Origin of the sequence: Xanthomonas sp. NCPPB 2632 (genome assembly GCF_041228075.2) — a bacterium.
Classification (GTDB): Bacteria; Pseudomonadota; Gammaproteobacteria; order Xanthomonadales; family Rhodanobacteraceae; genus Luteibacter.
The window spans coordinates 1,670,188-1,687,542 of the sequence record NZ_CM192979.1 but is presented as its reverse complement, the minus strand read 5'-3'; the positions used below and the strand labels follow the sequence as shown (position 1 = coordinate 1,687,542).

Here is a 17,355-nt window from a genome sequence, read left to right as displayed (position 1 = left end):
CCCGTACGGCTGCCTCCATCCATGGCGGGAGACCTCGTGGCCTCCCTCGAGGCGTCCATCCAGGACGCTTCCGGTCTCGCGCTTAACCACCTTTCTCCAGGCGGGCGATCATCGGGGCGCGCGCAGCCATGATCAGCTGCGATGCGCGCTCCTCCGTCATGCCTTCGATATCGATGAGCTCGTCGACGGCGAGGTCGCCCAGGTCGCCGAGCGTCTTCACACCACGATCCGCCAGCGCGATGGCGATCGTTTCGTCCATACCCTCAAGGCCGAGCAGTTCCTCGTCGACCGTGATTTCCTCGACACCTTCCTCGGCGGCGAGCTCCTGCGTGAGCAGGGCGTCGCGTGCGCGGGCGCGGAGTTCCTCGACGATATCCTCGTCGAAGCCTTCCACCGCCAGCAGCTCGGCACTGGGCACGTATGCGATTTCTTCGATGGACGAGAAGCCTTCCTGCACCAGGATGCTGGCGATTTCCTCGTCCACTTCGAGCTTGTCCTGGAACAGCGCCAGGGCGGCGGCCTGCTCGGCCTCGGTCTTGGCCGTGACCTGGTCCTGCGTCATCACGTTGAGCTGCCAGCCGGTGAGCTTGCTGGCCAGGCGCACGTTCTGGCCACCGCGGCCGATGGCCTGGGACAGCTTGTCCTCGGCCACCGCGATATCCATGGAGTGCTTTTCCTCGTCCATGATGATCGACTGGACTTCGGCCGGCGCCATGGCGTTGATGACGTACTGGGCCTGGTTCTCGTGCCACAGGATGATGTCGACGCGCTCGCCGTTGAGCTCGTTGGACACCGCCTGCACGCGCGAACCGCGCATGCCGATGCACGCACCGATGGGATCGGTGCGGCTGTCGTGGGCGACCACGGCGATCTTGGCGCGGTCGCCCGGGTCGCGGGCGCAGCCCTTGATTTCGACCAGGCCCTGGCCCACTTCCGGCACTTCGAGCTTGAACAGTTCGATCATGAATTCCGGCGCGCTGCGCGACACGAACAGCTGCGGACCGCGGACTTCCGACTTCACTTCGTAGAGGTAACCGCGGACGCGGTCGCCGACGCGGGCCGATTCACGGGGAATCGTCTTGTCGCGCGGGATGAACGCCTCGGCATTGCTGCCCAGGTCGAGGTAGACGTTGCCGCGCTCCACGCGCTTGACGATACCGGTGACCAGCTCGCCCACGCGATCGACGAAGGCGTCGACCACCTGCTGGCGCTCGGCCTCGCGCACGCGCTGCACGATGACCTGCTTGGCGGCCTGCGCGGCGATACGGCCGAATTCGGCATTCTCGATCTGATGCTCGATCCAGCCACCGACCTCGGCCACTTCGCCTTCGCCGGCTTCGTCCTGAGCGTCCATCAGGCGGATCTGGAAAGACGGATCTTCCATCTCGCCGTCGTCCTCGATGATCTCCCAGCGACGGAAGGTCTCGTAGTCGCCCGTGTTGCGGTCGATTTCGACCCGGATGTCCGGATCCTCATCGGGGTAGCGCTTCTTGGCGGCCGAGGCCAGCGCCGCTTCCATGGCGTCGAAAATGACTTCGCGCGGTACGCCCTTTTCATTGGCGACCGCGTCGACTACCAGCAAAAGTTCTTTGCTCATTGCCGCTACTCCCGTAAGGATGCCCCGAGGCACCCCATCAATCGTTATTTAGGTTTCTTGCCGCCCGGCGTGGGCTTCGGCTGCGGCGCATAGCCGAGTGCCACCCAGTCGGGAACCACGCGGGCGCTTTCGACGTCCGCATGCTCGAATTCGAATCGGCCCGCTTCGCCCTCGACCACGATGTGCTCGCCGACGACGTCCATGACCTTGCCTTTCAGGCGCCGGCGACCCTCGATCGGGGCCCTCAGCAGCACCTTGACCTCCTGGCCGCTCACGCGGGCGAACTGCTCCGCCGTGAACAGGGGACGGTCGATACCGGGGGAAGAGACCTCCAGTACATAGTTGCCGGGAATCGGGTCTTCAACATCCAGGTACGCGGAGAACTCGCGACTGGCGGCTTCGCAGTCCTCGACGGTGACCTCGACGGACTGCTCGGCCGCTTCGCGACGCTCGCGTTCGGCGGCCAGCACCTCGAGATAGACGCGCAGCGTGATCTGCCCATCCGAGGGCCCGAAATCCATGCCCAGCACTTCGAGGCCCAGTTCGGCCACGATGTCTGAAAAGCGTTGTGAAAGTGCGTTTGTATCCACGTTACCTGCGGTATTTTTCCGGTCGCCAGAAACAAGAAAAGGGCGCGAACGGCCCCTTCCTTTCGTTCGCCGATGTATCCGACACTTTCCTCCCGCGGACGCCGCGATGCCCTGACGGCGCTCACGGAAGTGACGCAGGACGCCTCCGTGCGCCCAACAAAAAAGCCTCACGAGGAGGCTTTCTTGTAAAAAGAAAGTTCCTTGAAGCCACCTGCGGTGAGAGGCCGAAGCCCGTGCCGATGGTGCTTAAGATTCACTGAGTCTATCGTATTTACACGCTCTCGCGCAAGGTCGACAACGCCCCGACGACACGGCTACGGGATACTGGACGGCATGGAGAACGATGTCCCCTACCCCCGCTTCGCCTCCCAGGGCCGGGCGCACGTCTACGTGCTGCCATGCCGCGACCAGGATCTGCTGAAGGTCGGCTTCTCGCGGGACCCGTTCACGCGTTTCCGCACGCTGCACCGCCGCTTCTTCGACTTTTTCGACCTGGACCGGGCGCTGCTGCTGGATACCGAGAAGGTAAAGGATGCCCGGCGGATCGAGCGGCGCCTGATCGAAGCCTTCGCCGCGGAACGGGCCATGGCCCCGCTGGTGGTGCCGATGTCCGCGGCGGGACATACGGAATGGTACCGGGGCATCTACGCCGAGGCCGTCTCGTTACTAAGTGAGATTGCGCAGAGCGAAGGCTTCCCGCTCGAGCTCGGCCTCACCGGTTGGCTGTCCGATTACCTTTCGGCGCGCGCCGATCTGCTGCACGACTGGTCGCTGCGGCTGGTCGACACGCTGGACTGGGCCGCGCACAACGCACCCGGCGATGCCGGGGCCGACCGGTTGCGCACGACCCTCATCGACACACTGGACATGTTCGTGGCCGCCGGCCTGTCGATCGAGCCCCTCGTACCCGATCGCGTCGCGGACTGGTATGCCCACGGCGAGCATCGACGCCTGTTCCGCTGAGCGGGGGAATCCTGGATCGGACAAAAAAAGGCGCCCCTCCTCGCGGAGGGACGCCCGGTCGATCCTCAACTCCGGATCAGTTGGTCCACGAAGCCGTCAGCGATACGCCCGAGAACGCGGCATAGGCGTTCAGCATGACGTAGTAGGTGCCGGCCTGTGGCGACGCCACGGAGCAGCTTTCGGTGTTGCCCGTGACATACGGGCGGCAGTCGTAGCTGGAGGTGGTCGGCGCCGAGCCGGCCTTGAGGTACAGGTCCGCATCACCCGTGCCACCCGAGATCGACACCTTGAGGTTCTTCGCGCCCGCCGGAATGGCCACGGTGTAGTTCAGCTTGGCGCCCTTCGCCGCGGACAGGCCCGTCGCCGCCACGCCGTTCTGCAGCGTATTGCCGTTCGAGGTGCCGCCACCCGTGCCGCCGCCGCCCGTGCCACCACCACCGGTGCTGCCGCTGACCCAGTTGGCCTGGGCATACGTGTTGAGCTTGCCCACGTCGAAGCTGCCGAAACCGGTGGCCTCGTCGAAGCCGGTGCCCGCCACGAAGCCATGGCCCTGGTAGCCGTTGTTGCCGGAGGTGACGTCATGGAGCAGCGAGGTCTGGGTCGGGAACGCCTGGTAGAACTTGGACGCCGGAAAGCCGATGCCGTTGTTCGCCGCCGATTCGATACGCGCGAACGCTCCGACGAACAGCGGGGACGCCAGGCTGGTGCCGCCCACCTGCTCGGTCGAGCCGTTGACGACGATCAGCGCACCGGACGCGGACGCCGCGTCGAAGGACACGTCCGGGCCCACGCGCTTGCTGGAGCTGGACACCGACGACTGCCACGACGGTGCCGTCTCGTAGAGGCTGGTGCCGCCGCCCGTGGCCCACAGGCGCAGGTTGCCGCTGCCGGTGTCCGACAGCCCTTCGTTCCACACCGTTTCACCCGACCACGTCGTGCCGCTGGTGGACAGCTGCGTGCCGCCCACCTGGATGACGTACGGGGAACTGGCCGGCTCGCTGACCGAGTAATGGGTCAGGTCGATCTTCACGGTGCCGGCGGAATTGGCCACGTAACCCGGCGCACCCGAGCTGGGATCGGTCGACCACTGGTACACGCCCGCATCGCCCGCGGCGATCGAGAAGGTCTGTCCCTGCGCCACGGCCTGCTGGAAGATCGCATCGTCCGCGGACTGCGTACCGGACTGCTGGGCGGCGGTTTCGTCTTCGCCGAGCGACACGTTGATCAGCTTGGCGATGTTGTCGGTCACGGCACGGTTGTAGCTGGCGGTGATGCCCGCATCCGTGATGCCGGACGAGCTCGAGTCGCCGTTGGCCGAGGTGTAGAAGATCAGCTGCTTGACGCCACCGGCCATGCCGACGATGTCCTGGCTGTCCAGCGCCCACTCGCCGTTGGAGTCCGCGTCGTTGGCGAAGGTGCCGCTGCCGACCTTGGTGATCGTCGCGTTGACCTTGGACAGGCCCGCGCCCGTAGTGAAGGTATTCAGGTCGGTGACGGTCTGGGTGATCGAACCCCAGGTGATGATGCCGACCGCCGTGTTCGTCGCTGCGGGCATGCTGCCGGCACCGTAGATCGCGGCGAAATCCTGGGGCTTGTGCGCGGCGACCGCGGCGGCGGCCTGGGTGCGCATGTTCGGCCCGGGAACGACCACGTTCTCCGGATGGTAGACATGGTGCAGCGTGTGCTTCACGGACACGTTCTGCAGGCCGAGCACGGCGTTGACGCTGTCGCCGAGCGCGGCGGGTACCAGGGCTGGGGCGTCGTTGGCGAAGAACTCGCGACCGTTCGCGGTAAAGCGCTTGATCGAGGTGCGGAAGCCGTTGGTCGCCGCGCCGGCGTTACCGTCGGCGGATACCAGCAAGCGGTTGGACGACACCTCGATATTGGAGAATCCGGCCTGCCGCAGATGGGCCACCACGGCATCGACCTGGGCCTGCGTGGGTCCGAAGCGCTCGGTGAACTGCGCCGGCGTGAGGAACTGGCCGAACAGGGCATTGCCCGGCGTGGTCACGCCGGCAAGGAACGTCTGCAGCTGATCGGGGTTGCGCAGCTTGAGCGCGACCTCGACATGCAGCGGATGGTCCGCGGCCATCGCGGTGACGGCGGCGCCTTCGATCCGCGGTGAGCCGGTCATGTTCAGCACGTAGCCGCCGGTCGGCGCGGCCGACGTGCTGCTGGTGGCCACGAGGGCCTGCGTGCCGGCGGACTGCGACATGGCCGCCTGCGTATGCGTACTGACCCAGGCGTCATCCGCGTGCGCGGAAAGGGAGGACATCGCCAGGGCGATAGCCACCGTCAAAGCCGTCTTGCGCGTTGCCCCAAAACCAAAAGCGTCGATCTTCATGGATGATCCTTCGTCTGCCCGTAAGTGGCCCACCGGAAACGGTGGCCCGACACATCGGCGTCCTGAGTCGAAGCGAACCTGTCGCCCCCTGGCACGTCGGACTCCCTGCCTTGAAGCCTTGAAAACCGCAGGAAATCGCGAAGCCCCCACCCTTCCGCCAGTTCTTCCCCCTGTCTGTTACAGCCATGGAACCGGAAGCTTTCATCAGGCTTTCAATGGACGTGTTTCTACGACGGCGGCGAGATGTCGCGAGACGAACATCACAAAAATGCGCCTTGGGCAGGCATGGGCGAACGGCAGGGTTTGGCGACGAAGGTGGGCGGGGCGGGCGACGCCCTCGTACGATCTTGCGTTCTTGCCGAAAACGCGCATTTCGCTATATCAGACCGGACGACGAGCACCACGAGCCCGCACCAGCAGGCTCGCCACAAGCGCCCTGCCGTGGGCGATATCCATGAATTGCAGGGGTGCCCGGTGTTCCAGTTCGGTATGCGGCGAGCGCAGCCACTTGCCCAGCCACGCCGCGGCGGCCATTTGCGCATCGGCCGATACCTCGATGGCCGCGTCGTGCCCGCGCAGCGTGTCGCCGAGGAGCAAGGCCAGTGCCATCACCCGATCGGACTCCTGCGGTGTCAGTCGTTCCTCGTCGACAAGCTTCTGGCGGACACCGGCCCGTACCAGGCCCAGGTACACCATCAGGTTGTCTTCGCTGAGGCGCAGGTCGCAGGCCAGCTCCAGGATCAAGGACGGTGGCAAGCCGCGACGGATCATCTCGATACGCTCGAGCGGCGTGGCGCATGCCAGTTCGGCATACACCGGCGATACGCGCTTGCGGCGCCTGGGAGATGCCATGACGTGGTCCGGATGGCCAAGGGTCTGCCAACGTGCCATGACGGCCGGGCGCAGCCTTGAGATCGACGACCGGTTGGCCCTTGCGATGACGAGACCGCCGTGTGTAACGTCGAACGACAGCCCTGCCGGAGCACCGCGTGAAGCCTCTTCCCTTGCTGCTTTCCACCTGCCTGGCCGCCGCCGGCCTGTTGCCCTTCGCCGCTTCGGCCACACCGGCCCATTTCACCGTGCAAGACGGGCAGTTCCTGCTCGACGGCAAGCCCTACGTCATCCGTTCCGGCGAAATGCATTACCCACGCATTCCACACGCCGACTGGCGCGACCGCCTGCGCAAGGCACGGGCCATGGGCCTCAATACGATCACCACATACGCGTTCTGGAACGTGAGCGAACCGGAGCCGGGCCACTTCGATTTCACCGGCGACAACGACATCGCCACCTTCGTGCGCACGGCGCAGGAAGAAGGGCTCAACGTCATCGTCCGTCCCGGTCCGTTCGTTTGCGCCGAGTGGGAGTTCGGCGGTTTTCCCGCGTGGCTGCTGCGCACGCCCGGCCTGCGCGTGCGCTCGTACGACCCGCGCTTCCTCGCGGCCAGCGCCGCCTGGTTCAAGCGCCTCGGCAAGGAACTGGCGCCGCTGCAAGCCACCCACGGCGGTCCCATCCTGATGATGCAGGTCGAAAACGAGTACGGCTACGTCGGCAACGACGTCGACTATATGAAAGCGATCCGCCAGCAGATGCTCGATGCGGGTTTCGACGTACCGTTCTTCATGTCCAACGGCCCCGGCCCCACGTGGATGAGCCGCGGCACCTTGCCCGGCATGCTTTCCGTCATCAACTTCACCGGCGATGCGGGCAAGACGCAACGCGCGTTCGCGCGATCGGCCACGTCGATGCAAGGCATGCCGAAGATGGCCGGCGAATACTGGAGCGGCTGGTACGACCGCTGGGGCGAGAAACACAACACACGCAGCAGTGATGAGGTAACCGGCGCGGTCGGCTGGATGCTCGACCACGACATCTCGTTCAACCTCTACATGGTGGACGGCGGCACCAACTTCGGCTGGATGAACGGGGCGAACAACGACGATGGCCATTACCTGCCCGTCACCACCAGCTACGACTACGACTCGCCCATCGACGAAGCCGGCCGGCTGACACCGAAATACGCGGCCCTGCGCAACGTGATCGCGGCCCACCTGCCCAAGGGCGAGCGACTTCCCGCACCGCCGGCATCGTCGCCGACCACGGCGGTGGCGCGCGTCGAGTTACGCGAGTCGATCGGGTTGCTCGACGCCTTGCCGACCCTGTCTCCGCATCCCCGTACCACCGTCACGCCGCAGGGCATGGAAACCTTCGGCCAGAATTACGGCCTGATCGTCTACCGAAAGAAGCTCGACAGCGCTGCGCAAGGCAAGCTCGACGTGGCCGACGTGCGCGATTACGCCACGCTGCTCGTCGACGGGCGCCCCATCGGCACGCTCGACCGTCGCAAGGACGAACACGCCCTGCCCGTCGACCTGCATGCCGGCGACACGCTCGACGTCGTGGTGGAAAACATGGGCCGGATCAACATCGGCACGGGCATGGAAGACGACACCAAGGGCATCACCCTGTCCGTGCAGGCCGGCGGCGAGGGCCTCGCCCAGTGGACCACCTACCCGCTACCGCTGGACGACCTCTCAGGCCTCGCCTACAAGACGGGAGACACACCCGTTGGCCCCGCGTTCTGGCACGGCACGCTGGATGTGCCGACCATGGCCGGCACCTTCCTCGACATGCGCGGATGGCACAAGGGCAACGTGTGGATCAACGGTCATCACCTTGGCCGGTTCTGGGAGATCGGGCCTCAGCAGTCGCTGTACGTGCCAGCGGCGTGGCTGCGCAAAGGCAAGAACGACGTGGTCGTGCTCGAGATGCAGGGCAGCGGCTCGCATAGCCTCGCCGGGATGGCGAATCCGGTTTTTTCGACCAAACCGGCACCGTGAGCGCGTTTCTTGGCGAAGCCGACTCGACCGCTCATCCGTGCGTTCCTGGCGCATAGCGGTCGCGCCTATTCATGTCATGGCTCGTTTATCACACGGCTTCGGTGGGTACCGGGGGCGGCAATCGCCTGCGCCGCCACAGGAACAACACGGCGCCCAGGGGAAACGAGACTCCGATGACCCAGGGGTTGTAGCCGTCTTTGAGGACAGATGCACCGAATAGCTGGAAAGACAGCGGGTCGAGACGGATATGACCGGTGGCCCAATTCATCCGAAGCGTCACCACGCCGAGCAGGGTGAAGAAGGCCCAGGTCCGCTTCCAGCGAAATTTCGGCGTGCGCACACAGATGACGAAAACGGCCAGGCAGAACACCGGAACCGCAATGGCGAGAAACAGCATCGCGAGTTGCGCGGGACCCTTCCCCGTCAACGTGAAGGTGCCGGCCTGCTCCTGCTCAGCCGATATCATCCACGCATGCAGCCCGATCACCGACGTCTTGCCGTCGCGGGTCATCAGCGTCGCCGTGCCGAGCATGCGCCGATCGGCGAATCGGTACTCGTACGTGATGTCGTAGCGAGTCTGCCCATCCTGCGAGAAGAATTTCGACCCGACCAGCTTGCTCTGATCGGGCTCGCCTTTAGGCAGCTGATCTGTCATCCGCGTCAGGGCACCGTCGCTCGCCTGATCGCGCAAGGCCGGGTCCATCTCGGCGCGCAGTGCGTCGTTGCGTCCTGCGTGCCAGTCGTCCAGCGCCTTCTTGGCGATTTCAGACTGCGGGTGAGGCGCGAACTTTGCGACCAGCGCATCCTGATTGCATCCCACCATGCATAGCGCCAGTAGCGCTGCGCTCATCCAACGCATCATCCGAGCCATGTCGTCCCCATCCTGAGTCCTTGATGGCGGAGAGTATTCATGGAAGAACGCCGGGCGCAAGCCGCCCTTGGATCCAGGCCGGTTACCGGATTCGTGTAGGCGAACACTGACAGACGAGCGCCCGCGTGCCCGCTATCTTGTCCAGCAAGCGCCGTGCTACCCGCACAGCGCGCCCCGTGCCACATCACTGTCCGCTCCCCCTGGGCAGTGATCTTCAAGCGGCGCCTCGTGCGCCGCTTTTTTTATGCCTGGGAACGGTGCTAACCTCACCCAGCCCCCATCAGGGGGCCGTAAGCGTTTACGTCAGCCAACGCGCATCCTGGACAGTCCGCATCCCCTTTGGGACGGCTGTTCGCTGCGCGGAGAGTGCGTCGTGGACATGTTTACTCGTAGCTTTACAGGGAACGCCTCGTTCCTTCCGTTTCTCAGGCAGCCGGCGTCCATCGCCCTGCTCCTCTTCCTGCTGGTGGGTTTCGCCGACGGCGCCATGCTGCCGTTCTTCGCGCTGTGGGCACAGAAGGACGCCGGCATTCCGGTCGGCTGGATCGGTGCCTTGTTCGGCTGTTATGCCGGCGGCGAAATCCTCGCAACGCCGTTGATCGGCGGTATCGCCGATCGCAAAGGCCGGCGCCCCGTCCTGTTGTGTTCGACGCTGGGCGTCGGCATCGGCTTTGCCTTGCTGTACCTGTCGCATGGCGTGCTTCAGGCAGCGTGTGTACTGTTGCTGATCGGCGTCTGCGAAAGCGTGCTGCATCCCACGATCGCGACGGTGATCGCCGATACGATCCCTGGCGAGCGGACGCGGTTGCATTTCGCCCTGGCACGCACCTTGTCGAACCTTGGCCGCGCGGCTGGCCCGGCCGTCGGAGCGATCCTCGTGTTGCATTCGCTCGGTTCCGTTTTCCTCGCTTCCGCAGTCGCGCTGCTTGCGTGCGCCGCGCTGGTCGCCTGCATGATGCCTGAAACACGTCGCCTGAGCAGCACTGCCAACGATGACGACGACGAGGAAGAGGGCCTTTCCTCGTTGCTGCCTGCCCTGCGCGATCGCAGGCTAGCCAGCCTTCTCCTGTGGGTCATCCTGCTGGAGATGTCGGGCAGCTGGATCGAGGCCGTGCTCCCCCTTTACGCGAGTGCCGGGCACACCCTCACGCCCTCGGGCGTCGGTCATCTGTTCACCTACGGCGCCTTGCTGATCGTCGCGCTGCAGGTCCCCCTCACACGCCTCACCCGGAACGTGTCTGAAGCCAAGTTGGTTCTCGGCAGTGGCGCGGTACTGGTCGTGGCATTCGTCGCCTTGCTGGTATCACCCGGGCTGCCCGCCACGGTCGTGGCGATGACCGGCTTTTCGCTGGCCGAGATGTTGTTCGCGCCGCTGATTCCCTCCGCGGTCAATGCGATGGCGACCGATGCGAACCGGGCGACCTACATGGCGGCCGTTTCGGTGACGAACGACATCAAGGACACGCTAGGGCCGACGACCGGCATAGCGCTGTTCGCGTTGTCGGCATCGCTGCCCTGGCTCGGCGGGATGGCGGTAACGGCGTTCGCGGCCGCCGGGCTGGCGGCAGCCATCACGACGAAACGAGCATCGTGATGCCGTGCCCCGCTCGCTGATCAAAACGAAGAGGCTCCCGCACGGGAGCCTCTCGATGAGTCACCGCGTGCGCCGCTTTGTTTATGCCCACGCCACCCGTCACGTGGGGGCCCACGATGTGGGCGATAAACCCGCCGCACACCAACGCCATCGCCATTCGCCCACATCGTGGGCTCCTACGCGCGCGCGCCTGTTACGTCACTTTGCGCACTTTAGTGGCCGCGGGCAGCAGCACGGAGCCATCGTTGGCCTGAGGCAGCGGTGTGTTCATCGGCCTGCTGTTGGCACGGGTGTTCGCCGGTGGCGTCAGTGACCTGGCAGGCTGGCGCGGTGCGTATATCTGCGCTGCCGTACTCATGCTGCTGATCGCGGTACCGTTGTGGCGGCGACTGCTCCGCTTGCCCGCCGTGTCGAATCCGATGCGCTATTCGCGCCTGATCGCCTCCATGCTGACACCGCTACGCCAGGAAAAAGTGCTGCAAGTGCGCGGGGTGCTGGCGCTATTGATGTTCGCGGCGCTCGACATCTTCTGGAGCGCGCTGGTGCTGCCGTTGAGCGCACCTCCCTACAACTTCTCGCATACGAGATGCTGTTTTACGCTAGACGCCGGGTTCCTACCCTCGCGGAAACGTACCGATACGGCGTCTTGCATAGATGGCCAGACCGATCGGAAGGTAGCTCCACAGGTACACGCCATCGGGATACCCGGAATACGCTACTGCGAACGTCGGTATCAAAGGCATCACCAGCGCGAACGGCCAGATCAGGTGCAACAGCCGGTTGAACGAGACCACCACGATCAACACGCCGACGGCGACGGTCGTAAAGTTGGCGGCAACGATGGCATGCAGGGACATGCGGCCATTATGGCGCTGCGGCGGGCGTTGCATAACAAACGCCACAAAAGAAAACGGCGCGATCCCGGTAGAGATCGCGCCGTTTCATTTAAAACTGGTAGCGGGGGTAGGATTCGAACCTACGACCTTCGGGTTATGAGCCCGACGAGCTGCCAGACTGCTCCACCCCGCATCAGAGTCAGCAAGTATATGGATGTGGCCGGTTTCTTGCAAGCCCCTTTTTTACATTCGTGTGAAAAAGATGCGCGGCGGACCATGACACGACGCAAAACGCGACCTCGTGGCGCGCGCAACGCGGGATATTCGGGCCACACCACACAAGGTCGGTAGGAGCGCACGATGTGCGCGAACCCCAAACCCATATGTCGCGAATGAAGCCATGCGCCCCATGGATCCAAGGCGGTTCCGTGCGTCCGGTATGTGTTTTCCCCGGCGTCCGGAAACGCCTGCACGGAAGCCATGCATGGCTTCCGTCGCTGTTGCCATGTCGAGGGATCGCGCACATCGTGCGCTCCTACCCCCAATGCTCCACATCACCCCACGCCCCGGCGTCGTTCCAAAAAAAAGCGCCGGAGACCGGCGCTTTTTTTCACTGCAAACCGCCCTGCCCGATCAGCCGGCGAAGGCCTTCTGGCACCAGGCCAGCAGCGGTGCCCAGGTGAAGCCCAGGACCAGCAGCGCGAGGGCGTTGATCGACAGCACCCAGCGTGCCGGCGCGTCGGCACGGGCACGCACGTCGGTGCCTTCCAGCGGGGCGTCGAAGTACATCACCTTCACCACGCGCAGGTAGTAGTACAGGCCGACGATGGCGAACACGGCACCGACCAGCGCCAGCCAGAGGAAGCCCGCGTCCACGGCCGCCTTCAGCACCAGCAGCTTGCCGAAGAAGCCGAACAGCGGCGGCACGCCGGCCAGCGAAAACATCACCAGCAGCATGAGGAAGGCGAACCACGGCGAGCGCTGGTTGAGGCCGCGCAGGTCGTCGATCTCCTCGCACTCGAAGCCCGACCGCGACAGCACCAGGATCATGCCGAACGCCGCGGCGCTGGTCAGCGCGTAGCTCACCGCATAGAACATGGAGGCCGAGTAGCCTTCCGGGCTGGCATTGACCAGGCCCAGCAGCAGGTAGCCCATGTGCGAGATGGTCGAATAGGCCAGCAGGCGCTTGAGGTTGGTCTGCACGATGGCGACCAGGTTACCGATGGCCAGCGACAGCACGGCCAGCGTGGCCAGCATCATCTGCCACTGCGGCGCCAGGCCGGTGGCCCCGCCGGCGGCATCGCCCATGCCGGTGGACAGCAGGCGATAGGCCATGCCGAACGCCGCCAGCTTCTGCGCCGAACCGATGAAGATGGTCACGGCGGTGGGCGAACCCTGGTAGACGTCCGGAATCCACATGTGGAACGGCGCGGCGCCCAGCTTGAAGCCGATGCCGACGATCATGAAGACCAGGCCGAACAGCAGCAGCGTCTTCCATTCGGTGCCGACGATGGCCGCGTGGATCGTGTGCAGGTCGAGGCTGTGGGTGGCGCCGTAGATCATCGACATGCCGTACAGCAGCATGCCCGAGGCCAGCGCACCCAGCACGAAGTACTTGATGGCCGCTTCCGACGACAGCTGCGAGTCGCGGTTGAGCGCGACCAGGGCATACGACGAGAGCGTCAGCAGTTCGAGGCCGAGGTACACGGTCACCATGCTGCCGGCCGAGACCAGGAACATCGTGCCGACGGTGGCGAACAGGGTCAGCGTGTAGAACTCACCGAACGGGATGGCCCGCTCGCGCAGGTACGGCCGTGCGTAGACGAAGATCACCGCGGTGATCAGCAGCGAGAACAGCTTCAGCACCTCGGCCACGCCGTCGCGGACGAACATGCCACCGAAAGCGGTGACGGTGCCGTCCGGCTGGCCGCTGACGACGAGGTACGCGCCGATCACGAGGACGAGGATGGAAAGCCAGTGCACCGCGCCCTTCTGCGCCGGCACGAGCCAGGCATCCAGGAGCAGGAGCACGCAGGCCGCCAGCACGAGGTAAACCTCGGGGAGCAGGATCAGGATGTCGTTGATACCAGGCATGGATAGTTCCCGCTCAGACTTTGGTGATGGCCAGCTGCTCGACGATCCGAGCAACCGAGGCATCCATCAGGTGGACCAGCGGCTCCGGCCAGATACCGAAGACCAGCACGCCGGCGGCGAATGCGCTCAGCATGAAGATCTCGCGACCGTTGACGTCCGTCAGTTCCGCGACGTGCTTGTTCTTGATGTCGCCCCAGAGGACGCGCTTGACCATCCACAGCGTGTACGCCGCGCCGATGATCAGGGTGAACGCGGCGAACAACGCGATCCACGGGTTGGCACTGAACGAAGCCAGGATGACCATGAACTCGCCGACGAACCCGCTGGTGCCGGGCAGGCCGCTGTTGGCCATGGCGAACAGCACGTAGAACGGGGCGAAGATCGGCATCACGTTGATGACGCCGCCGTAGTCCTTGATCTGTCGGGTATGCATGCGGTCGTACAGCACGCCGATGCAGCTGAACATCGCGCCGGAAATGAAGCCGTGCGAAATCATCTGGACCATGGCGCCCTGCATGCCCAGGCGTGCCGCCTCGACATTGTCCGAGTCACGCACCAGCAGGAAGGCGATGAAGATACCCAGGGTGACGAAACCCATGTGCGCGATGGACGAGTACGCCACCAGCTTCTTCATGTCCTGCTGCACCAGCGCGATGTAGCCGATGTAGCAGACCGCGATCAGGCTGAGCACGATGACCAGCCAGGCGAAGTGGTGCGAAGCGTCCGGCACGATCGGCAGGCTGAAACGGAGGAAACCGTAGCCACCGATCTTCAGCATCACCGCCGCCAGCACCACCGAGCCGCCGGTGGGCGCCTCGACGTGGGCGTCCGGCAGCCACGTATGCACCGGCACCATCGGCACCTTGATCGCGAAGCCCAGCAGGAAGGCGAAGAACAGCCAGCTCTGCTCGGTCAGCGTCAGGTGCACGTTGGCCATGTCCGACAGCGCGAAGCTGCCGCCGGTCTTGTGGTACAGGTAAATCAGGCCGACCAGCATGAAGATCGAGCCGAAGAACGTGTAGATGAAGAACTTCAGCGTGGCGTAGACGCGACGCGGGCCACCCCAGACACCGATGAGGATGAACATCGGGATCAGCATGGCTTCGAAGAACACGTAGAACAGCAACGCGTCCGTCGCGCAGAACACGCCGATCATCAGGCCTTCGAGGATCAGCATGGCCGCCATGTACTGGTGCGGCTTGTTCTGGATGACTTCCCAGGCACCCACGATCACCAGGATCTGGGTGAAGGTGGTCAGCACGATGAGCGCGACGGAGATACCGTCCACGGCCAGCGAGTAGTTGATGCCGAGCGAGGGAATCCAGCTCAGCGTTTCGTTGAGCTGCATCGTACCCGTGGCGGCGTCGTAGGCAGACAGGAGGGCCAGGCTGGCGGCGAACGTGGCAACCGCCACCAGCAGGGAGATCCAGCGGGCGAGGCCTGGGCGACCGGAACCGGCCAACAGCACCGGGATGGCGCCGACGACCGGAAGCCAGATCAGCAGGCTGAGCAAGTGATTCGACATAGAGCTCGTTTCCCTTATTGCCCGATCAGCCAGTACCCGCCGAGAAGCAGGATAAGACCGAGGATCATGGCGAACGCGTAGTGGAAGAGGAATCCGGATTGCAGACGACGGGCGCCGCTCGCGATGCGCTGCACGAGGCCGGCCGAGCCGTTGACGATGGCACCGTCGATGATGGCGGTATCGCCCACCTTCGACAGGCCTTCGCCCAGCTTCACGCCGCCCTTCGCGAACACCGCGAAGTAGAGTTCATCGATCCAGTACTTGTGGTCGAGCAGGTTGAACACCGGCTTCAGCGCGCTCTTCGCCTTGTCGGCGATCGACGGGTTGAACAGGTAGACGTAGGTGGCGACGATGAAGCCCGCCGCCGCGATCCAGAACGGCGGCTGCGTGAAGCCATGCAGGCCGGCGGCCAGCGCGCCGTGGAACTCGTGCGCGAGCTCGCCCAGCACGTTGTTGGCCTCGTTCACGTGAATCGCCTTGCCGAACCAGTCGCCGAACAGCATCGGACCGACGGTGAAGAAGCCGATCAGGATGGACGGGATGGCCAGCAGCACCAGCGGGACGGTGACGACCCACGGCGATTCGTGCGGCGCGTGCTCGAGGACCCCCGGCGTATGGTGACCGTGGTCGTCGTCGTGGTGCGCGTCGTCATGATGCGCATCGTCGTGGTGGACGGCATGGGCATCGTGACCGTGCGCGGCATGACCGTGGGCATGGTGCGCGACGGTGAAGCGCTCCTTGCCGTGGAAGGTCATGTAGAGCAGGCGGAAGCTGTAGAGCGAGGTGACGAACACGCCACCCATCACGCAGAAGTAGGCGTAGCCGGCACCCCAGCGATGCGACTCGCCGACGGCCTCGATGATCGCGTCCTTCGAGTAGAAACCCGAGAAGAACGGCGTGCCGGCCAGGGCCAGCGAGCCGATCCACATCGTGATCCAGGTCACCGGCATGTACTTGCGCAGGCCACCCATGTAACGCATGTCCTGCTCGTGGTGCATGCCCATGATGACCGAGCCCGCACCCAGGAACAGCAGCGCCTTGAAGAAGGCGTGCGTCATCAGGTGAAACACGGCGCCGCTATAGGCGGACACGCCCAGCGCCACGGTCATGTAGCCCAGCTGCGACAGCGTGGAATACGCGATGACGCGCTTGATGTCGTTCTGCACGATGCCGATCAGGCCGGTGAAGAAGGCCGTGGTCGAACCGATCACCAGGATGAACGACAGCGCGCCTTCGGTCAGCTCGAAGATCGGCGACATGCGCGCGACCATGAAGATGCCCGCCGTGACCATCGTCGCCGCATGGATCAGCGCGGAGATGGGCGTGGGACCTTCCATCGAGTCCGGCAGCCACACGTGCAGCGGCACCTGGGCCGACTTGCCCATGGCACCGATGAACAGCAGGATGCCGATCACCGTGGCGGCGTCCCACGCATGGTTCTGCGTGATCTGCAGCGTCTTGCCGACCAGCTCCGGGGCGTGGTCGAAGGCGGTCTGGTAGTCCAGCGTACCCATGAAGTACAGGATGGCCGAGATACCCAGCAGGAAACCGAAGTCGCCCACGCGGTTGACCAGGAACGCCTTGAGGTTGGCGAAGATCGCCGTGGGGCGCTTGTACCAGAAGCCGATCAGCAGGTACGACACCAGGCCCACCGCTTCCCAGCCGAAGAACAGCTGCATGAAGTTGTTGCTCATGACGAGCATCAGCATCGAGAAGGTGAACAGGGAGATGTAGCTGAAGAAGCGCGTATAGCCCGGGTCTTCTTCCATGTAGCCGATGGTGTACAGGTGCACCAGCAGCGACACGAAGGTCACCACCACCATCATCATGGCGGTGAGGCGATCGACCATGAAGCCGACCGAGGCGTGATACTTGCCGATCTCGAACCAGGTGTAGATGTCCTGGTTGAAGTTCTGCGCACCGGCGAACACCAGCTGGTACAGGACGTAGAACGAGAGGGCGCACGAGATGCCGACACCGAGGATGGTCGCGGTGTGCGCCCCTGCCCGGCCGATCATCCGTCCGAACAGGCCGGCCAGGATCGACCCCACCAGCGGTGCCAGTGCGATCGTCAGCAGGATTGAAAGCGAGAGACTCATCG

At 64.5% G+C, this 17,355-nt stretch carries 12 protein-coding genes and 1 tRNA gene; 3 read left to right on the top strand and 10 right to left on the bottom strand.

The window, feature by feature from the left end:
• Positions 1-82: 82 nt before the first annotated feature.
• Together nusA and rimP are read right to left on the bottom strand one after the other, a co-directional pair.
• Positions 83-1,597, bottom strand: a complete 1,515-nt coding sequence (gene nusA / locus AB8808_RS07740) for a transcription termination factor NusA (protein ID WP_369928189.1) — start codon at positions 1,595-1,597, stop codon at positions 83-85.
• A gap of 44 nt (positions 1,598-1,641) precedes the next feature.
• Positions 1,642-2,187, bottom strand: a complete 546-nt coding sequence (gene rimP / locus AB8808_RS07735) for a ribosome maturation factor RimP (protein ID WP_369928187.1) — start codon at positions 2,185-2,187, stop codon at positions 1,642-1,644.
• Between the two features lie 333 nt (positions 2,188-2,520).
• Here rimP and AB8808_RS07730 point away from each other — a divergent pair, with 333 nt between their 5' ends.
• On the top strand, positions 2,521-3,150 hold the full coding sequence (locus AB8808_RS07730) for a GIY-YIG nuclease family protein (protein ID WP_369928185.1): 630 nt from the start codon (positions 2,521-2,523) through the stop codon (positions 3,148-3,150).
• A 76-nt stretch (positions 3,151-3,226) separates the two neighbouring features.
• On the opposite strand, the gene AB8808_RS07725 is transcribed toward AB8808_RS07730, so the two are convergent.
• Positions 3,227-5,494, bottom strand: coding sequence for a protease pro-enzyme activation domain-containing protein (locus AB8808_RS07725; protein WP_369928183.1), 2,268 nt, complete (start codon positions 5,492-5,494; stop codon positions 3,227-3,229).
• A gap of 381 nt (positions 5,495-5,875) precedes the next feature.
• Positions 5,876-6,346: an antitoxin Xre/MbcA/ParS toxin-binding domain-containing protein gene (locus AB8808_RS07720; RefSeq protein ID WP_369928181.1), complete on the bottom strand. Its 471-nt coding sequence runs from the start codon at positions 6,344-6,346 to the stop codon at positions 5,876-5,878.
• Between the two features lie 137 nt (positions 6,347-6,483).
• Between AB8808_RS07720 and AB8808_RS07715 the strand changes: the two genes are divergently transcribed.
• A complete protein-coding gene (locus tag AB8808_RS07715; protein ID WP_369928179.1) occupies positions 6,484-8,334 on the top strand; it encodes a glycoside hydrolase family 35 protein in 1,851 nt (616 codons plus the stop codon).
• 88 nt (positions 8,335-8,422) lie between these two features.
• Here the strand turns inward: AB8808_RS07715 and AB8808_RS07710 are convergent, their stop codons facing one another.
• Positions 8,423-9,205, bottom strand: a complete 783-nt coding sequence (locus AB8808_RS07710) for a hypothetical protein (protein WP_051938903.1) — start codon at positions 9,203-9,205, stop codon at positions 8,423-8,425.
• A 487-nt stretch (positions 9,206-9,692) separates the two neighbouring features.
• Between AB8808_RS07710 and AB8808_RS07705 the strand changes: the two genes are divergently transcribed.
• The gene (locus AB8808_RS07705; RefSeq protein ID WP_506193247.1) at positions 9,693-10,799 is read left to right on the top strand and encodes an MFS transporter; all 1,107 of its coding nucleotides are present in this window, start codon (positions 9,693-9,695) and stop codon (positions 10,797-10,799) included.
• Positions 10,800-11,413: 614 nt separating this feature from the next.
• Here the strand turns inward: AB8808_RS07705 and AB8808_RS07700 are convergent.
• From AB8808_RS07700 to nuoL, 5 genes are all read right to left on the bottom strand, one after another.
• Complete coding sequence (locus AB8808_RS07700; protein WP_369928175.1) at positions 11,414-11,656, bottom strand: hypothetical protein; 243 nt, start codon at positions 11,654-11,656, stop codon at positions 11,414-11,416.
• Between the two features lie 95 nt (positions 11,657-11,751).
• Positions 11,752-11,828 (bottom strand) — tRNA-Met (locus tag AB8808_RS07695).
• Positions 11,829-12,268: 440 nt separating this feature from the next.
• A complete protein-coding gene (gene nuoN / locus AB8808_RS07690) occupies positions 12,269-13,729 on the bottom strand; it encodes an NADH-quinone oxidoreductase subunit NuoN (protein ID WP_369928173.1) in 1,461 nt (486 codons plus the stop codon).
• A gap of 13 nt (positions 13,730-13,742) precedes the next feature.
• Entirely contained in the window at positions 13,743-15,254 is a 1,512-nt protein-coding gene (locus tag AB8808_RS07685) for an NADH-quinone oxidoreductase subunit M (protein ID WP_369928171.1), read from the bottom strand.
• 14 nt (positions 15,255-15,268) lie between these two features.
• A complete protein-coding gene (gene nuoL / locus AB8808_RS07680; RefSeq protein WP_369928169.1) occupies positions 15,269-17,353 on the bottom strand; it encodes an NADH-quinone oxidoreductase subunit L in 2,085 nt (694 codons plus the stop codon).
• Positions 17,354-17,355: the final 2 nt, after the last annotated feature.